This window comes from Corynebacterium sp. BF-R-2, assembly GCF_024586525.1.
Classification (GTDB): domain Bacteria; phylum Actinomycetota; class Actinomycetes; order Mycobacteriales; family Mycobacteriaceae; genus Corynebacterium; species Corynebacterium singulare.
The window spans coordinates 104,856-123,187 of sequence record NZ_JAMFTP010000006.1 but is presented as its reverse complement, the minus strand read 5'-3'; the positions used below and the strand labels follow the sequence as shown (position 1 = coordinate 123,187).

The 18,332-nt window shown below is 63.1% G+C and carries 17 protein-coding genes and 1 tRNA gene; 12 read left to right on the top strand and 6 right to left on the bottom strand.

The genetic code is table 11. From position 1 onward, the window contains the following. Window positions 1-7: 7 nt before the first annotated feature. On the bottom strand, window positions 8-1,282 hold the full coding sequence (gene purD, locus M5J09_RS05610; RefSeq protein ID WP_257157246.1) for a phosphoribosylamine--glycine ligase: 1,275 nt from the start codon (window positions 1,280-1,282) through the stop codon (window positions 8-10). A 34-nt stretch (window positions 1,283-1,316) separates the two neighbouring features. Here purD and M5J09_RS05605 point away from each other — a divergent pair, with 34 nt between their 5' ends. Further along, window positions 1,317-1,742, top strand: coding sequence for an HIT family protein (locus M5J09_RS05605; RefSeq protein ID WP_042532254.1), 426 nt, complete (start codon window positions 1,317-1,319; stop codon window positions 1,740-1,742). Window positions 1,743-1,751: 9 nt separating this feature from the next. On the opposite strand, the gene M5J09_RS05600 is transcribed toward M5J09_RS05605, so the two are convergent. Beyond that, window positions 1,752-3,200 carry a cell wall metabolism sensor histidine kinase WalK gene (locus tag M5J09_RS05600; protein ID WP_144792298.1) on the bottom strand — a complete coding sequence of 483 codons (1,449 nt, stop codon included), beginning with the start codon at window positions 3,198-3,200 and terminating at the stop codon, window positions 1,752-1,754. A 2-nt stretch (window positions 3,201-3,202) separates the two neighbouring features. Then, on the bottom strand, window positions 3,203-3,907 hold the full coding sequence (locus M5J09_RS05595) for a response regulator transcription factor (protein WP_144792296.1): 705 nt from the start codon (window positions 3,905-3,907) through the stop codon (window positions 3,203-3,205). Window positions 3,908-4,095: 188 nt separating this feature from the next. Between M5J09_RS05595 and M5J09_RS05590 the strand changes: the two genes are divergently transcribed. Continuing rightward, entirely contained in the window at window positions 4,096-5,385 is a 1,290-nt protein-coding gene (locus tag M5J09_RS05590) for an MFS transporter (protein ID WP_239181095.1), read from the top strand. Window positions 5,386-5,420: 35 nt separating this feature from the next. On the opposite strand, the gene M5J09_RS05585 is transcribed toward M5J09_RS05590, so the two are convergent. Further along, window positions 5,421-7,166, bottom strand: coding sequence for a pyruvate dehydrogenase (locus M5J09_RS05585; protein WP_239181094.1), 1,746 nt, complete (start codon window positions 7,164-7,166; stop codon window positions 5,421-5,423). A gap of 169 nt (window positions 7,167-7,335) precedes the next feature. On the opposite strand from M5J09_RS05585, the gene M5J09_RS05580 reads away from it, so the two are divergent. Then, window positions 7,336-8,847 (top strand): MFS transporter, encoded by a 1,512-nt coding sequence (locus M5J09_RS05580; protein WP_257157245.1) that lies wholly within the window; start codon window positions 7,336-7,338, stop codon window positions 8,845-8,847. Then, window positions 8,831-9,358: a TetR/AcrR family transcriptional regulator gene (locus M5J09_RS05575; protein ID WP_070537308.1), complete on the top strand. Its 528-nt coding sequence runs from the start codon at window positions 8,831-8,833 to the stop codon at window positions 9,356-9,358. Before M5J09_RS05580 ends, M5J09_RS05575 begins: the two co-directional genes overlap by 17 nt. Before the next feature lie 4 nt (window positions 9,359-9,362). Here M5J09_RS05575 and M5J09_RS05570 read toward each other — a convergent pair. After that, window positions 9,363-9,435, bottom strand: a tRNA-Thr gene (locus M5J09_RS05570). A gap of 185 nt (window positions 9,436-9,620) precedes the next feature. Between M5J09_RS05570 and M5J09_RS05565 the strand changes: the two genes are divergently transcribed. Genes M5J09_RS05565 through otsB form a run of 5 tightly spaced genes read left to right on the top strand, consistent with a single transcriptional unit; the run spans window position 9,621 to window position 14,382 of the window. Then, complete coding sequence (locus M5J09_RS05565; protein WP_257157244.1) at window positions 9,621-11,297, top strand: threonine/serine exporter family protein; 1,677 nt, start codon at window positions 9,621-9,623, stop codon at window positions 11,295-11,297. 50 nt (window positions 11,298-11,347) lie between these two features. Beyond that, window positions 11,348-11,707, top strand: coding sequence for a hypothetical protein (locus tag M5J09_RS05560; protein ID WP_257157243.1), 360 nt, complete (start codon window positions 11,348-11,350; stop codon window positions 11,705-11,707). A gap of 2 nt (window positions 11,708-11,709) precedes the next feature. Further along, window positions 11,710-13,122, top strand: a complete 1,413-nt coding sequence (locus M5J09_RS05555) for a trehalose-6-phosphate synthase (protein ID WP_257157242.1) — start codon at window positions 11,710-11,712, stop codon at window positions 13,120-13,122. After that, window positions 13,122-13,622 (top strand): hypothetical protein, encoded by a 501-nt coding sequence (locus M5J09_RS05550; RefSeq protein WP_042532278.1) that lies wholly within the window; start codon window positions 13,122-13,124, stop codon window positions 13,620-13,622. Before M5J09_RS05555 ends, M5J09_RS05550 begins: the two co-directional genes overlap by 1 nt. A gap of 16 nt (window positions 13,623-13,638) precedes the next feature. After that, window positions 13,639-14,382 (top strand): trehalose-phosphatase, encoded by a 744-nt coding sequence (gene otsB, locus M5J09_RS05545; RefSeq protein ID WP_257157241.1) that lies wholly within the window; start codon window positions 13,639-13,641, stop codon window positions 14,380-14,382. Here the strand turns inward: otsB and M5J09_RS05540 are convergent. Continuing rightward, the gene (locus tag M5J09_RS05540; RefSeq protein ID WP_144792278.1) at window positions 14,379-15,503 is read right to left on the bottom strand and encodes a LacI family DNA-binding transcriptional regulator; all 1,125 of its coding nucleotides are present in this window, start codon (window positions 15,501-15,503) and stop codon (window positions 14,379-14,381) included. The genes otsB and M5J09_RS05540 overlap by 4 nt on opposite strands. Window positions 15,504-15,576: 73 nt before the next feature. On the opposite strand from M5J09_RS05540, the gene M5J09_RS05535 reads away from it, so the two are divergent. The 3 genes from M5J09_RS05535 to M5J09_RS05525 are packed head-to-tail and all read left to right on the top strand — an operon-like array spanning window position 15,577 to window position 18,331. Further along, the gene (locus M5J09_RS05535) at window positions 15,577-16,698 is read left to right on the top strand and encodes a metal ABC transporter solute-binding protein, Zn/Mn family (RefSeq protein ID WP_257157240.1); all 1,122 of its coding nucleotides are present in this window, start codon (window positions 15,577-15,579) and stop codon (window positions 16,696-16,698) included. Beyond that, complete coding sequence (locus M5J09_RS05530) at window positions 16,699-17,400, top strand: metal ABC transporter ATP-binding protein (RefSeq protein ID WP_042532286.1); 702 nt, start codon at window positions 16,699-16,701, stop codon at window positions 17,398-17,400. Continuing rightward, window positions 17,378-18,331, top strand: a complete 954-nt coding sequence (locus M5J09_RS05525; protein WP_257157239.1) for a metal ABC transporter permease — start codon at window positions 17,378-17,380, stop codon at window positions 18,329-18,331. The genes M5J09_RS05530 and M5J09_RS05525 overlap by 23 nt, the downstream gene beginning before the upstream one ends. The last annotated feature ends 1 nt before the right edge of the window (window position 18,332 follow it).

Genomic DNA, 18,332 nt, shown 5'->3' with positions numbered 1-18,332 from the left:
TGGGGTATTAGAGGCTGATTTCTCCAGCGGCAGCGCGGGCACCGATATCGGTGCGGAAGAAGCTGCCCTCGAGCTCGATGCCGTCGAGGACGGCGTAGGCAGCGGCACGTGCCTCATCCAACGTGGCGCCCTGGCCAAGGACGTTGAGGACTCGGCCACCGTTGGAAACCACGCCGCTGTCCGACGTCGCGGTGCCCGCATGCAGGATCTTCGTGGAGTTCTCGAGGTCTGGAGAGCTAATAACATCACCCTTGCGCGGCGAGGCCGGGTAACCCTCGGCCGCCAACACGACGGTGACGGCGTAGCCCTCCTTCCACTCCAGCGGCGCGAGTTCTGCCAGGTGACCGGTGGCGGTGGCGTTGAGGACCTCTCCGAGCGGGGAGGTCAGCAAGGACAAAACCGCCTGGGTTTCCGGGTCACCGAAGCGGCAGTTAAACTCCACCACGGCTGGCCCCTCCGCACCCCACGCCAGGCCGGCGTAGAGCAGGCCGGTGTAGGGCGTGCCGCGGTGGACAAGTTCGCGGGCTACCGGGACGCACACCTCATCAACGATGCGCTGGACACCGTCTTCCGGCAGCCACGGCAGTGGGGTGTACGCACCCATGCCGCCGGTGTTGGGGCCCTCATCGTTGTCGTAGGCGCGTTTGTGGTCCTGGGCCGGCAGTAGCGGCACGACGGTCTCACCGTCGACGAGACAGAACAGGGAAACCTCGGGACCATCGAGGAAGGACTCCAGCAGCACCGGGTTGCCTGAGGCGTGGACGGCGTCGACGTGGGCGCGGGCGTCCTCGCGGGACTCAGTCACCACAACTCCCTTGCCGCCGGCGAGGCCATCATCCTTGACCACGAAATGCGGACCGAAACGGTCGAGGGCCGCCTCAATGTCGGCGTCAGGGGTGCCGGGCGCGAGCTGCTCCGCGCGGGCGGTGCGCACGCCTGCAGCAGCCATGACGTCCTTGGCGAAGGCCTTGGAGCCCTCGATCTGAGCCGCGCTTGCCGACGGCCCGAAAACCGCCACCCCCTTTTCCCGCAAGGCATCCGCCACGCCAGCGACCAGCGGGACCTCAGGGCCGATGACGACGAGGTCGGCGGCGATATCGAGCGCGAGCTCCACCATGCGCGCTGGGTCAGCCACCTGGGAGTACTCCGGGTGCACCGTGGCCTGCTGCGCGTGGGCCGGAGAACCCGGCGCGATGTGCAGATCGGTCACAGAAGGATCAGCCTTGAGGCCGGTGAGCAGGGCGTGTTCGCGGCCGCCCGAGCCGATTACGAGTATGCGCATGCCGTCTATCTTAACTGCCGGTAGCCTAGGAGCCATGTCTTCTGTATTTACTAAGATCATCAACGGCGAGCTGCCCGCTCGCTTTGTGTATCGCGACGAGAAGTGCGTCGCATTCTTGTCCATCGAGCCGCTGCGCTACGGCCACACCCTCGTGGTGCCGGTCGAGGAAGTGGATAAGTGGACCGATCTGGATCCTGAGACCTGGGCACACCTCAACGCCATCGCCCTAGAGATTGGCGGTGCCATCAACACCGCCTTCGATACCCCGCGCACTGGCTACATCATTGCCGGCTTCGATGTGCCGCATACCCACATCCATCTCTTCCCCGCCGAGAAGATGGAGGACTACGACTTCGCCAAGGCCTTCGACGCTGACGCCACCGACCCCGCCGCCATGGATGAGGCCGCCGCGCGCATCCGCCAGCACCTCGGCACCGATGAGGAGGGCAAGCGTAACTAACGCGCCGCGTTAGGCAGCGTCTGCCGCCTTGGGCAGGCGCACGGTAAAAACGGAGCCGCGGCCCAGCTCAGATTCCACGGAGATCGAGCCGCCGTGCTGCTCCACGAGCGACTTCACGATGGCCAAGCCAAGGCCCGAACCACCCGTGTCGCGGGTGCGTGAGGAATCCGCCCGGTAGAAGCGCTCAAAAATATGGGAGGCATCGTCGGGGGAGATGCCTTTGCCGTCATCGGAGACGTCGATAAGCACGTGCTCCTCATCATCCCGAAGCGTGAGGGTAACGACGGCATCCTCGCCACCATGGCGAATGCCATTGGACACCAGGTTGAGCAAAACCTGGTGGAGGCGGTCCGCGTCACCATCGACCATGGGGATACTCGTGGCCTCGTTGTTGACGTTAATGGTTCGGCCAGCAAAGGCCGCGCGCGCCGACGACCCCACGGACAGCACGAGCTCCAGCATGTCCACCTGACGCATATCCAGGCGCGAGCCCTCCGCACGCGTCAGGGACAAGAGGTCCTCCACGAGGAGGGACATGCGCTTGGACTCGGCATCAATCTTGCCGAAGACGAACTCCGCATCCTTCGTCGCGCCCGAACGATACAACTCCGTATAGCCGCGCAGGCTGGTGAGCGGGGTGCGCAGCTCGTGGGAGGCATCACCGACGAATCGGCGCATCTGCTGCTCCTTCTCCTGCGCGTGGACGACGGATTTCTGTAGTCGACCCAGCATGACGTTCAGTGCCGCGGCGAGCTGCCCCACCTCAGTGTGCAGCGGCCATTCCGGAACGCGCTTGTCTAAGTTACCTGCCGCGATCTGCGATGCCGTCTTCTCCACCACCCGCAGGGGCCGCAGGGCTCGGTGGATAAACCACATGCCGACGATGGCGATGATGAGCATGACCACGGCGGCAATGATGACCTGAACGATTGCCAAGCCCTTAAGGATGGAATTCTCCGTGGTCATGTCCTTGGCCACGACCACCACGGACCCATCCGGGTTCAGCGCGGCCACCGCCCGCCATTCGGTATCTCCCTTCGTTGAGGGCACCGTCATGGGCTCGCCGCCGACATACACACCTCGCGCATCCGGAATCGCAGCGGTTGGGCCCGTAGAGACCACGGATCCGTTGGGATAATAGGCCATAGCCACGTAATCCGTCGGTGGGCGGCGGCTGCGGTCCTGGGTGTAGAAGGTCTCGTCAAGGTTGCTGGCCCAGGAATGGAGCGCGTCATTGAGCTCGGTGTCCACGCGGGTGTAGAGCACGTTGCGCATAATCGATGACACCGCCAATGAGGACATCGCTAGGCCAATGCCCGACACCAGCACCATAAGCACGAGCAACCACGTGCGCAGCGGCAAGGCCTTGGGGCGCTGAATGCGGCGACGCTGGGATTTCTCGCGCACGAGAGTGACCCCGGAGTCCGGGGCCTGGATGTTCTCGGTGGGTTCGCTCATGCTTACGAGCGCGGCATACGCAGGACGTAACCCACGCCGCGCACCGTGTGGATCAGCGGGGTATCACCGGTGTCGATCTTGCGGCGCAGGTAAGAAATGTAAGACTCCACCACGTTGCCGTCGCCGCCGAAGTCGTAGTGCCACACGTTGTCCAGAATCTTGGACTTGGACAGCACAACCTCACGGTTCTGCATGAGGTAGCGCAGAAGGTTGAACTCCGTGGGCGACAGTTCAACGATCTCGCCGCCCTTGGTGACCTCGTGGGTGTCATCATTGAGGGTGAGGTCAGCGTAGGTCATGGTGGCGCCGTCATCGGCGCCTTCCGTGGCGCTGCCGCGACGCAGAATGACGCGCAGGCGGGTAATGACCTCCTCCAGGCTGAAAGGCTTAGTAACGTAATCGTCCGCTCCGATGGTCAGGCCGTGAATTCGCTGATCCACGGAATCCTTAGCGGTCAGGTACAGCACGGGCCCGTCGAGGCCCTCACCGCGCAGCTTGCCCAGCAGCTCAAAGCCGTCCATGCCCGGCATCATGACGTCCATGATGTAGGCATCCGGGTTGATGTCGCGCGCGATGCGCAAAGCCTCGTTGCCGGAGTTGGCGCTATACACATCAAACCCCTGGAACTTCAGGGAGACGGTGAGTAGCTCGACGATATTGGGCTCGTCATCAACGACGAGCACCTTGATGTCCTTGGAATCATCCATAGTCCCGCTTGAATCCTTTCTCTGCTGCAACTCCCAGCGCCACGACGAACGCCCAGGGCGCAGCCTCTGGTCAGGTATCTCATTCAGAGTGAGAAGTATTGCATTACGCCTTCCCAGAGTACTGAGCAAAATCTGTACGTGTGCTGTGAACCAGAAATCGGGGGCGGCGTTGCCTACGATAAAGAGCTATGACGCACGCTTCCCAACGCACCGATCGCCTCACCGTCGCCTCGTGGGCCCTGTGGGACTGGGGGTCTGCCGCCTTCAATGCGGTGCTGGTGACGTTCATTTTCTCGGTCTATCTCACCGATTCAGTGGGCCAACAGATTGATTCGCGGTTTAGCCCAGCGCAGTGGCTGTCCTGGTCCATGGCGGTGGCGGGCCTCGTCATCTTCGCGGTCACCCCAATCATGGGCCAGCGTTCGGATCGCTTAGGCACACGGCGCCGGGCGCTGGGTTTCTGGTCACTTCTGACCTTCGTCACCATGGCTGGGCTGTTCTTCATTCGCAACGACGCACCCGAGTATTTCTGGCTCGGCCTGCTGGGCTTGGCGGTGGGCAGCGTGACCATCCAGTTTGCGGAGGTTAATTACTTTGCGCAGCTCAACCAGGTGGCCACGGAGGACAAGGTGGGGCGTGTGTCCGGTTTGGGCTGGTCCGCGGGCTATTTCGGCGGAATCGTCCTGCTGCTTGTGTGCTATATCGGCTTCGTCGCTGGGGAGGGTGGTGCGCTGGGCCTGAGCACCGAAGGTGGCTGGAACATTCGGCTGGTAGCGCTGCTGGCGGCGTTCTGGTTCGGGCTCAGCGCGATTCCGGTGCTGCTGCGCGTTCCGGAGATTGCTCCCTCCGGCGACACCACGGGTGGTATCGCGCAGTCCTATCGCGAGCTGTGGCGCACGCTGCGCTCGCTTTGGGAGGAGGACCGCAACGCCTTCGCGTTCCTGTTCGCCTCCGCCATTTTCCGCGATGGGCTCTCCGCGGTATTCAGTTTCGGCGCGGTGCTGGGAGTGTCGGTGTATGGGCTCTCACCAGGTGATGTCCTGATATTCGGCGTTGCAGCCAACGTTGCGGCCGCGCTGGGTGCGGTGGCCGGAGGGCTTATTGATGACCACGTGGGTCCCAAAGCCATTATCCTCGCCTGCCTGGTGACACTCACTGCGATGGCCGGGATCATGTTCTTCGCCGAAGGCGCCACGGCTTTCTGGATCTGCGGGCTCATCCTCTGCCTGTGTGTTGGCCCAGCGCAGGCCTCAGCACGAGGCTTCCTGGCTCGAGTGGCCCCACCGGGCCGCGAGGGTGAGATGTTTGGGCTGTATGCCACGACTGGACGCGCAGTCTCGTGGCTGACGCCCTTCCTCTTCGGCGTGTTTGTCTCCCTCTTGGGACAAGGCGACCGCGGCGGTGTGCTCGCGATCGGTCTCGTCCTCTTCGTGGGAGCCCTTGTCCTCATCCCAGTCAAAGACCCCGCCAAGGCGTGATGCCTCAAGGCGGGGTCTGGCTGTGAACCGTGGGCTTAGAAGTCCTGCGGGCGCGGGATGTTGCGCAAGTTGGACTTCGCCATGGTGAGCATCTGGCCCACGCCACCGTCGAAGACAGTGCGGGTGGCGGCCTTGGAGAAGCCAAGGAGCTGCTCGAAGGTGAGCGTCGGCGGCAGGGAGAGGGCGTTGGGGTCAGTGACGACGTCAATAAGCGCAGGCCCATCGTAGGCCAGCGCCTTCTTGATCTCCTTCGGCGCGTTCTTCGGATCCTCGATGCGGAAGTGCTTGATGCCAGCGGCCTCTGCAATCTTGGCGAAGTTGACATGTTCGTGGTCGGTCTCATGTTCTGGCAACCCCTGCACCAGCATCTCCAGCTTCACCATGCCGAGGGAAGAATTGTTGAAGACCACCGTCTTCACCGGCAGGTTGTGCAACTTCACGGTGAGCAACTCACCCATGAGCATGGACAGGCCACCGTCACCAGAGAAGGTGATGACCTGGCGGCCCGGGTTCGCGGCCTGGGCGCCGATGGCCATCGGCAGGGCGTTGGCCATGGTGCCGTGGCGGAAGGAACCAATCTGCTCGCGCTTGCCATTCGCGGTGATGTAGCGCGCGCCCCACACGTTGCACATGCCGGTATCGACGGTGAAGATGGCGTCCTCGTCGGCTTCCTTGTCAATGAGATCCGCGATGTACTCCGGGTGAATCGGCGTGTGCTTCTCGACGCCCGACGTGTAGGCCTCGACGACATGCTCGAGCTTGTCGTAGTGCTTCTTCAGCATCTTATCGAGGAAGGAGCGATCCTTCTTCTCATCCACGTGCGGCAGGATGTTCTCGATGGTGGCAGCAACATCGCCGGTCACCGGGTACTTGATGCGGGTGCGGCGGCCGATGTGAGTGCCGTCGATGTCCACCTGCGCCACGTTGGCATCCGGCAGGAAGTCGTTGTACGGGAAGTCGGTGCCCAGCAGGATGAGCAGGTCTGCTTCGTGGGTTGCCTCGTGGGCAGCACCGTAGCCGAGCAGGCCGGACATGCCCACGTCAAAGGGGTTGTCGTACTGGATGTACATCTTGCCGCCGAGGGCGTGGCCAATCGGGGCCTTAATCTTCTCCGCAAGGGCCAAGACCTGCTCGCGGGCATTCTTCACACCGGCACCGACAAAGAGTGCGACGGTTTTAGCCTCATTAATCGCCTGGGTCAGCGCGGCTGCCTCAGCCGGGTCCGGGAAAACAATCGGGCGGCCAGCAGAGATAGCCGAAGAGGTAAAGGTGTCATCCTCAGCCTCCTGCATGGAGACATCGCCTGGGATAACGAGGACGGAGACACCGTTGCCCGCCATGGTGTTCTGGATGGCGTGGTGCAGGATAACTCCGCCCTGATCAGCCGAGTTCACCATCTCGCAGTAGCTGGAGCACTCCTGGAAGATGGACTCCGGGTGGGTCTCCTGGAAGAACTTCGAACCAATCTGGCGCGACGGGATGTGGCTAGCAATGGCGAGGACCTTGGCGCCGTTACGGTGGGCGTCATAAAGCCCCTGAATAAGGTGAGTATTACCCGGGCCACAAGAAGCAGCGCAGACGGCGAGCTTGCCGGTGGTGAGGGAATCAGCCTCTGCAGCGAAGGCAGCGGTTTCCTCGTTGCGGACGTGGACCCACTCGATAGAGGAGCGGCGTACCGCATCCACGATGGGGTTCAGGGAGTCACCCACCAGGCCATAAATGCGCTCGACGCCTTGCGCCTCCAGCATCTCAACAAGTTGTGTGGCATACGTGCGTGCCATGTTGTCTTCCTCTCTAACTTTGTTGTGAACAGACCCCAGTTTTGCTCCAACCGGAGTGGTTTCGCCACCTTAAACCTCAATTCTCACGTAACGGTCGTTTTGTGACCCCAACAACAACTCTCCCTACATGGATTGAAACTGTAACGACCGTTCGCTATAGTTTCGCAGCATGACAGACGCCCAAACGACAGACCTCACTGACGCCACTGACGCCCTCCGCTCCTCAGCACCGCGCCGATGGACGTTCTTTGGTGTCGTCTCCCTCGGACTGCTCATGATCGGGCTGGACAACTCCATCCTTTACACCGCCCTGCCGGCGCTTTCCGAGCAGCTCCACGCCACCTCGCTGCAACAGCTGTGGATCATCAACGCCTACGCGCTCATGCTGGCCGGCCTGCTCCTCGGCACCGGCACGTTGGGCGATAAAATCGGCCACCGCCGCATGTTCGTCATAGGCCTGTGGATTTTCGGCATCGCCTCGCTGACCGCTGCGCTTGCCCCCGGCGCGTGGGAGCTCGTCGCCGCCCGCGCCTTCCTGGGACTCGGCGCCTCCATCATGATGCCCGCCACCCTCGCGCTCATTCGCCTGACCTTTGAAGACGAAATTGAACGCAACACCGCAATCGGCATCTGGGGCTCCATCGCCGTCGTCGGCGCGGCGGCCGGTCCCACGGTGGGCGGCCTTCTGCTCGAACATTTCTGGTGGGGCTCGGTCTTCTTGGTCAACGTGCCCATCGTGGTCATTGCGCTCGTGCTCACGGCGTTTCTTGCCCCACCGAATGTGGCGAACCCGGCAAAGCAGTGGGATTTCCTTTCCTCGCTCTACGCGCTGGTGACCCTGACCTCACTCGTGCTCGTCATCAAATCTGTAGCCAGCTCCCACCTCAACGCCACGCTGATCGGCGGCGCACTGGCCGCCTGCCTCAGTGGCGCCATCCTGTTTACCCGCCGCCAAGACAAGCTCGAGGAACCGCTCCTTACCTTCGATATCTTCCGCTCCCCCATCTTCACCGGCGGCGTTGTGGCGGCAGCGGGCGCAATGTTTGGCATGTCGGGGTTGGAGATGACCACGACCCAGAAGCTGCAGCTCGTGGATCAGTATTCGCCCCTGCATGCGGGTCTGATTATCTCCATCATCGCGCTGGCCGCGCTGCCCATGTCCGCACTGGGCGGGGCGAATTTGCACCGCTGGGGTTTCTTGCCGATTATCAGCGGAGGTTTCCTCTTCATGGCCGCCGGCATTGCCTGTGTGGTGTGGGGCGGCCACCGCGACGTGTTCGCCGCCTATCTGGCGGGGCTCCTCCTCACTGGCGTGGGCGCGGGCCTCGTCATGTCGGTTTCCTCCACTGCCATCATCGGCTCGGCCCCAGTCTCGCGCTCCGGCATGGCCGCAGGCGTGGAGGAGGTCTCCTATGAGTTCGGCACGTTGCTGTCCATTGCCGTGACGGGTTCGGTCCTGCCGCTGCTGTTCACCAGCAGCCTCCCGGACGAGGCGCAGGACCTCGGCGTCGAGGCACTGCGGGTCCCTGAGCTTGGCACCGCACCCGCTGCCGCCTACACCGACGCCTATCTCACTACCGCCGCCGGACTCGCCGTGGTCATGCTCCTCTTTGCCGCAGTAACTAGTTGGTGCTTCCGCCATAATCCGACGTCTGGAGGTGCTGATGCCACGCGTGAGTAAAAAGGTAGAAGCGCTGGAGATGGCGCTTCTCATCATCGAGAGGGACGGCGTCCACGCGCTCACCTACGACTCCCTGGCCACCGCCACTGGGATGAGTAAGTCCGGGCTCATCTACCACTTCCCCACTCGCCACCAGTTGCTCATTGACTGCCACACGCTCTGTGCCGAGCGGTGGGAGGAAGAACTCGTGCACCTTTCCGGTGGAAAAACCGCGGACGAGTTGACTGAGCGTCAGCGCTACCGCGCAGCGATTGAGTCAATGGGCAAAAACGATCCGCTCATCGAGCTGCTCATGTCCATCCACTCGCAGTCGCATCCGGACTTTCAGGAGGTATGGAGGGCCGTCGACAAGCGCTGGCTACCTGACCCCGCCACAGAGGACGAATCCGTCGTGCTCGCATCGGTGATTGGCAGCGGGTTGTGGGTGCATGACCACCTCACCGAGCGCCCCCTGCCGCCACGTCGGCGCCGCGCGCTTATCGACGTCGCCCTGGCCCACCTCGCCGAGTAATTTGAGCTGGAGACGAGACTTGAACTCGCAACCTACGCATTACAAGTGCGTTGCGCTACCAATTGCGCCACTCCAGCACCGCGGATGATCCGCTATGGGAATCGTACCCGAGTCCACCCCGAAGACGGAAAGCCAGGTCCATGCGCTGCACAAAAGCGTGCGCCGCGCCACACTAAAAGCACTGGCAGGTGCATAAATCGGCGACAGTTACTAAAGTGCTGACTTACCGAATCCAGAAGTGTTGTTGAGGTCTATCTTTTCCGTGTCTGTTCTTTCTTCGCTCCGCCAGCGCTTGCGCTATGGCTCGGCGCATATCGCCACCATCGACACCGCCAAAGCCGCCCCACCACCCTCCCCGCTCGCCCCGGTCGATCTCACCGACCCAGCACAGGTCACGGGCGTCATGGAGATTGCCGCGCGCGTTGGCGGGATCCTCATCGCGGCCGGCACGGCAAACACCGATGCCCAGGCGCAGATTCACCTCGTGGCCTCCTCGTATGGTCTGCACTACTGCCACGTGTCGATTTTGATGAACACCATTACGATTCACACCGCAATCGGCACCGGCCCGAACCGCCGTAACCTGCACGTCTTCCGCGTCGCCCCCGGTATCGCAGTGGACTTCACTAAGTTGTCGGCCGTGGACCGCCTCATCCGCTCGATCCACTCAGGCGCAACCCCGCCCGCTATGGCGGAAAAAGTTCTCGATGACATTGAGGCGATGAAGAATCCTTACTCCACGGCGACCATCGTCAGCGCGTGGGGTGCCATGGGCGCCTTCATCGCGGTGATGCTCGGCGGCGACCTCCTCGTCGGCGTGGTCACGTTCCTCATCTCGGCGCTGATTATGGGCACAAACATGTTTCTGGCCCAGTACCGCCTGCCGCCCTTTTACCAGAACCTCGTGGGCGGTCTCATGGCCGTTATTCCGGCTGCCATCTTGTACAACGTGTTTGCGCGGTTTGGCATCCAGATATTGCCCTCACAAATCATTGGTTCCGGCATCATCATCCTCGTCGCGGGATTGACACTCGTGCAGTGCCTGGTGGACGGCATCACGCGCGCGCCTGTGACTTCTTCCGCGAAGTTCTTTGAGGCTCTCATGTCCACCGGCGCCATCATTGCCGGCGTGGGCCTAGGCATCCAGATAGCCGGGTGGCTGGGCTTCAGCCTCCCGCCACTGGCCACACTGGCACCACCGGTGTACCACCAGATTCCGCTGCTCGTGGTGTGCGGTGGCATCGGCTCAGCGGGCTTTGCACTGGCGCTGGGCGCCTCGCGGTCAGAGGTCGCCATCTCAGGGCTAACGGCTGCCGCCGGTATGGTCTTCTACTACTCCGTCGTCGTGCCCTTTGGTGCAGGCACGGTGGTGGCTTCGGGAATTTCGGCAGTAGCCGTAGGCCTGGCCGGTGGTTTGCTCTCCCGCCGCTACATGATGCCGCCGCTCATCACCATGATTGTGGGCTACACCCCCATGCTGCCGGGCCTGACCTTGTATCGCGGCATGTACGCCATGCTCAACGAACAGATCATCACCGGACTAACCAACCTGGCTAATGCCCTGGCCATCTCCGGTGCGCTGGCAGCCGGCGTGGTCTTTGGTGAGCGCGTGGCGCGCCGCCTGCGCCGCCCAAAGTACTTCCGCCCCTACACCGCCTTCAAACGCCTGGGTACCTTCTCCTTCTCCCGCGCCACCCGCCTGGCGCACCGTGCCCGCATTCCCCGTGTGCCGATGTCGCCCTTTGCCCCGCGCCACAACCTGCCGGCACCGCCGCCGCAGTACGGACCCAAGCCGCCGACGCCTGCCCAACAGGCCCGCTTCCAGCAGGGCGACGCGGTCACGGACAAGTGGCCGGTCACCACTCAATTCCCTGCGCAGCGCCCCACCTACACGGTGCCGGGCAAGGATGCCCCGACCACCCCTTCAGAAGAGCAATAGCGTAGAATAGCCCGTCTGAAAGCTTTCACACTTCATCCCAGGAGGACTCCGTGCCACCCAAGGTCACAGATACTCAGCCTGCCGCTGACCAGACTCATGCCGTCGAGGAAGAGACCGCCCGCGCCGCGCGCCGCGTAGTTGCTACCTACGCCGAGGATTTCCTGGACGGCGTGACGCTCATGTCGATGTTGGGCGTCGAGCCCGAAGGCCTGGTTCACCGCAAGGTTCTGGCCGAGCAGGAAGATGCCGCGCCAAAGAAGGCCACCAAGAAGGCTTCTAAGAAGGCAACGAAGAAGGCTTCAAAGAAGTCGACCAAGAAATCCACTAAGAAGGCAACGAAGAAGGCCTCCAAGAAGTCGACCAAGAAATCGACGAAGAAGTCTACAAAAAAGGCAACGAAGAAGGCCTAAACATGCCTGGGCGCACCAATAGCTTCGTCGTTGTGGCCAACCGTCTGCCGGTTGATCTGGAGACGAACCCGGATGGCAGCCGCACGTGGAAGGCCTCGCCCGGCGGCCTTGTCACTGCGCTCTCCCCGGTTCTGGAAGAACTCCAGGGCTGCTGGGTGGGCTGGCCCGGCGTGGCTAACGAAGCCCCGGAGCCCTTCACCACCGACAACGGCGTCTTGCTCCACCCAGTGCGCCTCACCCAAGATGATTACGAGGCCTTCTACGAGGGCTTTTCCAATGCCACCTTGTGGCCGCTCTACCACGACCTCATCGTCACGCCAGTGTATAACCGCGACTGGTGGGATGCGTACCGCGAGGTCAACCTGCGCTTCGCCAACGAGGTCGCCGCCGTAGCAGCAGAGAATGCCACGGTGTGGGTCCAGGACTACCAGCTCCAGCTCGTTCCCGGCATCCTGCGCCAGCTGCGCCCGGACCTCACCATCGGCTTCTTTCTGCACATTCCCTTTCCCTCCCCGGATCTTTTCCGTCAGTTGCCGTGGCGTGAGGAGTTGGTGCGCGGGCTTCTCGACGCCAACCTGATCGGCTTCCACCTTGAATCCACTGCCCGCAACTTCCTCGAGCTCGCTCGCGCCCAGGGCCTGAGCGTCGAGGGCGCGGTCAGCACCCGCAAGGTCACCGCCCGCATTACGACGAGCAACGGACATTCGGTAGGCGTAGGCGCCTTCCCCATTTCCATCGCGGCGGAGGATGACGGGGGTGATGAGGGGGACGTCGCGAAGCTCCGCGCCGAATTGGGCGACCCCAAACGCATCATTTTGGGTGTAGACCGACTGGATTATACGAAGGGCATCCTGCAGCGCCTCACCGCGTTTGAGGAGCTGCTGGAGACCGGTGCGCTGGATCCGGCGGAGGTAACGCTGGTGCAACTGGCAACACCGTCGCGCGAGCGCATCGACCATTACCGCGCCACGCGGTCCAAGGTGGAAGAGGCCGTGGGCCGCATCAATGGGCGCTTCAGCCAGCTGGGCCAGCCGGTTGTCCACTACCAGCACCGCTCGGTGCCGAAGGACGTACTGCGCCGCTACTACCGTCTGGCGGATGTCATGCTGGTGACGCCGTTTAAGGACGGCATGAATCTCGTGGCCAAGGAGTATGTGGCCAGTCATGGCGACGGCTCGGGCGCGCTGGTGCTGTCCGAGTTTGCTGGTGCTGCGGCGGAGCTGACGCAGGCCAACCTGTGTAATCCTTTCGATATCGAGTCTATTAAGCGCGCTCTGCTCTCCGCGGTCAAGGCTCTCGATGAGTCCCCGGAGCTCATGCGTGAACACATGCAGGCGATGCACCGCCAGGTGCACGAACATGACATCGCGCTGTGGTCAGAGTCCTTCCTCGGCGCGCTGGAGGAGGAGGCGTAATGCGCAAGTTGGCAGTAATGGCAGCGGTGCTGTGCCTAGCCACGCTCCCCGGGTGCTCCTCCGATGACGCTCCCGCCCCACGGGGAGACGACCTCATCGTGGGCAAGCAGTGGCAGGTCACCAACCTGTACACCACGCCGGAGGCACGCTCAGCAATTGCGCCGGACACAGCGCAGGTACCGCACATGAGCTTTGGCGAGCACACGGTGGTGGGCTCGACGGGCTGTGTGCCGTTTACCGCTGAGGTGTCCTTCACCGAGGGTGAGAAGGATTCCACGATTTGGGATGCCGACGGCATGCTCGTGGAGAAGGTCGACTATGAGTCGGTAGCCGCGGGTGAGGAATGCACGGGCTCAGCACAGTGGGCAGACAAACTGCTGCGCAGCCTCATCGCGCAAGGCCATGAGTTTGATTTCACACTCAACCAGAACAATCAACTCGTGCTGACGTTGCGCACAGACAAGGTGGATTCACCCATCATCCGCATGGCCTCGCTGTAGCACTAGAGTTGGGAGCATGATCGATGCTCTTGCCTCAACACAGCACCTTGCGGTGGTCTCCGATTTCGATGGCACGCTGGCGGGTTTTGCTCGCAGCCCTTATGCCGTAACGCCGGAGCAGCGCTCCCTCGACGCCCTCGCGGCCCTGGCACAGTTGCCGAACACCACGGTGGCGGTGTTGTCCGGCCGCCACCTGGACGGCCTCAAGCGTGTGTGCCCCCTGCGCGAGCCGGTACTCATGGGCGGCTCGCATGGCGCGGAATCTTCGTGGGAGGACTCCTCCCTCACCCCAGAAATGGAAGCGCACCTGGCACGGAAGGAAGCGGAGATCAAGGAGATCATTGCCCGCCATCCCGGCGCGGAACTGGAGGTCAAGCCCTTCCAGCGCGTGCTGCATCTGCGTGCTTTGGAGCTACAGGACCCTGCCGCCGCGGCTGCTGCTTATGCGGAGGGCGCGGCGTTGAGCGCGGATGGTTACCCCAAGACAACCGGCAAATGTGTCGTCGAATTCTCCGCCACGCAGGCGACGAAAGGCACGTGGATTGCGGGCCTGCGGGAGCGTGTTGGCGCCACGTCGGTGGTGTTCCTCGGGGACGACACCACCGACGAAGATGGCTTTGCCGTGCTCAACCAGCCGCCGGACCTCGGCGTGAAGGTCGGCGAAGGCGCAACCCAGGCCGCACACCGCGTGCCCGACATCGCCGCGGTGTCGGATTTCCTCGAGCAGCTCGCCACTGCCCGCGGCAGAGCACTGCACTAGACGTTCGGCGGCGCGACCGTGCGGCCCTCATGGAAGCTCGTGCGCAGGACCTTCCGCGGCGACTCCTCGCTCTTGACTGAGGCAGCGCGGGGAGCGGGTTCACTGGCGGCGCGGTCGATGAGGTCAGCCAGCATGTGTCCGGCTGCGGCGCCCTTCGCCTTATTGGGCTGCACAACGGTGCTCAAGCCCACGGCCAGTGCTGGGGCAATGCCGTCGAAGCCAGTGACGGAGAGCTGCTCGGGAACTGCGATTCCATGGTCACGGGCATAGGCCAGGACACCGAGCGCCATCGAGTCCGTGGTACACAACACCGCGGTGAGCTCTGGGTGCGCGTTCAGCAATTCCTCCGCTGCCGCATAGGCCGTGCGCGCATCATTGATGTGGCGGGTAACCACCGGAATCGACTCCGGCGGCAGGCCCGCGTCCGCAAAAACGTCGAGAGCTCCCACCACGCGCGAGCGCTGGACGTGCATATCAGCCTCTGCGAGTTGCTCTGGCGAGACCACACCGTCGAGGCGCTCGCGGTGCAGGCGGATGGCAAGGATGCCAATGCGGGTATGGGAGGCGCGAACAAGTGCTCGCGCCGCCGGTGCTATCGCGGCGCGGTCATCGATGCCGACGAAGGGCAAGCCGGAATCCGTGGGCTGATCACACACCACGACGGGCAGACCGCGGCGCCGCACGGCCTCAAGGTAGGCATCACCCGCAGCAACGGAGTACACCACGAACCCGTCCACCGCGGCTGAGCCAACGAGCTGGGCCGCGTGGGCGTCGTCAGGCGCGCCCACCGTGTCGGGACCTGCCGGGATGAGCGTGAGCGTGGTGCTTGCGCCCGCGGAGGCCTCCGCCATGCCCGCGAGAAAATCCACCGAAGCCATGTCTTCGAAGGCGTAGGACAGGTGCTCGGTGAGCAGAACCCCCACCGAGCCCTGGCGGCGTGTGCGCAGGCTGCGTGCGGTGGGGTCTGGACCCGTGTAGCCGCGCGCAGCGGCCGCGGCGAGGATGCGCTCGCGGGTGGCCGGTGCCAGTTGGTCAGGGCGGTTGTAAGCGTTAGACACCGTGGTGCGGGAGACCCCGAGTTCGGCGGCGAGGGAGGCCAGCGTCGTGCTGCGAGTGGACATGCCGGTTACCTTACCCTTTTTCAACTCATTATCATTTGACAACGTTTTTCACTAACACGTTAGAATGGGCTACATGACTACACCCCTCTCACGCCGCGCTTGGCGCCGCCCCACCGCCCTCCTCTTCGCCGCCACCCTTGGCTGCGCATCGCTGACTGCCTGTTCCTCCAGCAGCGACAATGCCAACGGTTCTGATGGCGCAGACGCTGAAAATGACGCCATCCACGTCGTCGCCTCGACCTCCATCTGGGCTGACGTAGCTCAGGCAGTGGTGGACACCGCGAAGACTGACGTCAATGTCGACGTCGAGGCCATTGTCACCGGCAACGGCGTAGACCCTCACCACTTCGAGCCAACAGCTGCCGACATCGCCAAGGCCAACGAAGCCGATGTCATCATCGCCGGTGGCGGCGGCTACGACGCCTGGCTCTACCAGGCGGTGAAGAACCAGGACGACATCATCCACGCCCTTCCGCTGACCGAGCACAACCACGACCACGACCACGAGGGTCATGATCATGAGCACGCGCACGAAGAAGGCCACGAACACGAACACGCGCACGAAGAAGGCCACGAGCACGAGGGCCACGAACACGCGCACGAAGAAGGCCATGAGCACGAGCACGCGCATAGCGACGAGCACGTCAGCATGGACGAGGCCAAGAAGATCGCCGCCGAGCACCCGGAGAAGATCACCAACATCGAAGGCAATGAGCACGTCTGGTACGACGCCGCCGCCATCGAGAAAGTCGCCACCGAGGTCGCGGCCATGGTCAACAAGACCAACCCGGATGCCAAGGCCACCGCGAACCCGCTGCTGAAGAGGGTGGAGAAGATTAAGGCGCGCGTCGAGAAGCTGCCCACGAAGAACTACGCGCAGACCGAGCCGATTGCGGACTACATCATGAAGTACACCGACAGCACCGACGTCACCCCGGAGGGCTACCGCAAGGCCACCGTTGCCGAGGGCGAGCCGAGTGCCGCTGACCTAGCGAGCTTCCTCGAGGCCATCACCAACGGCGAGGTGGACCTGCTCATCTTCAACCCGCAAACCGAAACCGACATGACCCAGCGCATCCGACAGGCCGCCGAGGACAAGGACATCCCGGTCGTCGAGATTGGAGAGACCCCGCCGGAGAACACCAACTTCCTTGACTACTACGAGGAAGCCGTCAGCGCTCTCGAGGCCGCTTAAGTGCTTGTCTCCTTTCACAATGCCGCAGTGGAACCACTGTGGTCGGAGCTGAATCTCGCCGTGGACCGCGGCGAGTTCATCGCCGTTTTGGGGCCCAACGGTGTGGGGAAATCGACGCTCCTCGGAACCATCCTGGGAACGCGGAAGCTCACGACGGGCACGGTAGACGTCGATTGTCGCGTGGGCTTCATCCCCCAACAGCGCATGTTCCCCGCTGACCTCCCGCTGCGCGCCCGCGACCTCGTGTCCCTGTCGCTGGCGCACGGCGCTTTCCGACGCCGCCGCCCACCCCACCACCGCGTCGACGCGCTGCTGGAGGAAGTCGGCGCAACGGGCATAGCGGATCGGCGCGTGGGCCAGCTCTCCGGCGGCCAGCAGCAGCTCATCCGCCAGGCGCAAGCCCTCGCCAACGACCCAGAACTCATCCTTGCCGATGAACCGCTGCTGTCGCTGGACCCGGGAAGGCAGCAGGCGACCGTCGAGAAGCTCAATGCGTGGCGTCACGAACGCGGCACCTCCATCCTCTTCGTCACCCACGGCATCAATCCCGTGCTGGGTGTGGTGGACAAGGTGCTCTACCTCGCGCCCAACGGGCACATGTTCGGCACGGTGGATGAGGTCATGCGCTCGGAGGTGCTCTCGGAGCTGTACGGCTCGTCCGTGAAGGTCCTCAACGTCGATGGGAGGCTCATCGTTGTCTAAGTTCCTCGAGGACACCCAGTACCTGCTGGGCGTCGATTTCGTACAGGATGCACTCATCGCCTGCGCACTCCTGGGCATCCTTTCTGGCGTGATGACCTCCTTAATTGTGCTGCGCCAGATGTCCTTTTCAGTACATGCCACCTCGGAGCTCGCGCTCATGGGTGCGGCCGCAGCGCTGTTGTTCGGACTGAACATCGGCTTCGGCGCAATTGCCGGCGCCATCGTCGCCGCCATCATCCTGGCGGTGCTCGGCCTCAAAGGCCAACAGGACAGCGCCATCGGCGTGGTCATGAGCTTTGGCCTAGGCTTGTCGGTGTTATTCCTGCACCTCTACCCTGGCAACGCCAACACCGCAATGACACTGCTGACCGGACAAATCGTCGGTGTATCTTCGGCGTCCGTGTGGCTGCTGGCGGCGACGACCATCATCATTGTCGCAGCCGTTACTATTTTGTGGCGCCCGCTTCTTTTTGCCTCCGCGGACCCTGTCATGGCGCAGGCAGCGGGCGTGCCGGTGAAAGCCCTCTCCGTGGTCTTCGCAGTTCTCGTCGGTTTGACCGCCGCGCAGTCGGTGCAGATCGTCGGCTCGCTGCTCGTCATGGCTTTGCTCATCACGCCGGGCGCGGCGGCAGTGCAGATTACCTCCTCCCCGCTGCGCGCGGTGGTGTGGGCAACCATCTTCGCGGAGGTCTCCGCCGTGGGAGGGTTTATTCTGTCGCTAGCGCCGGGCCTGCCGGTGTCGGTCTTCGTGACCACTATTTCTTTTGTCATTTACCTGGTTTGCCGTCTAATCGGCTGGCTACGCAACCGCCGCGCGGTTCGCGACGACATCGCCGCCGCCCGCGTCACCAAAGCTCACTTCGAGGGCCGCAGCGATTCGGAAAAGCACCACACCAGCACCCACGACGAGCACTGCGCCCACCCCGACTAAA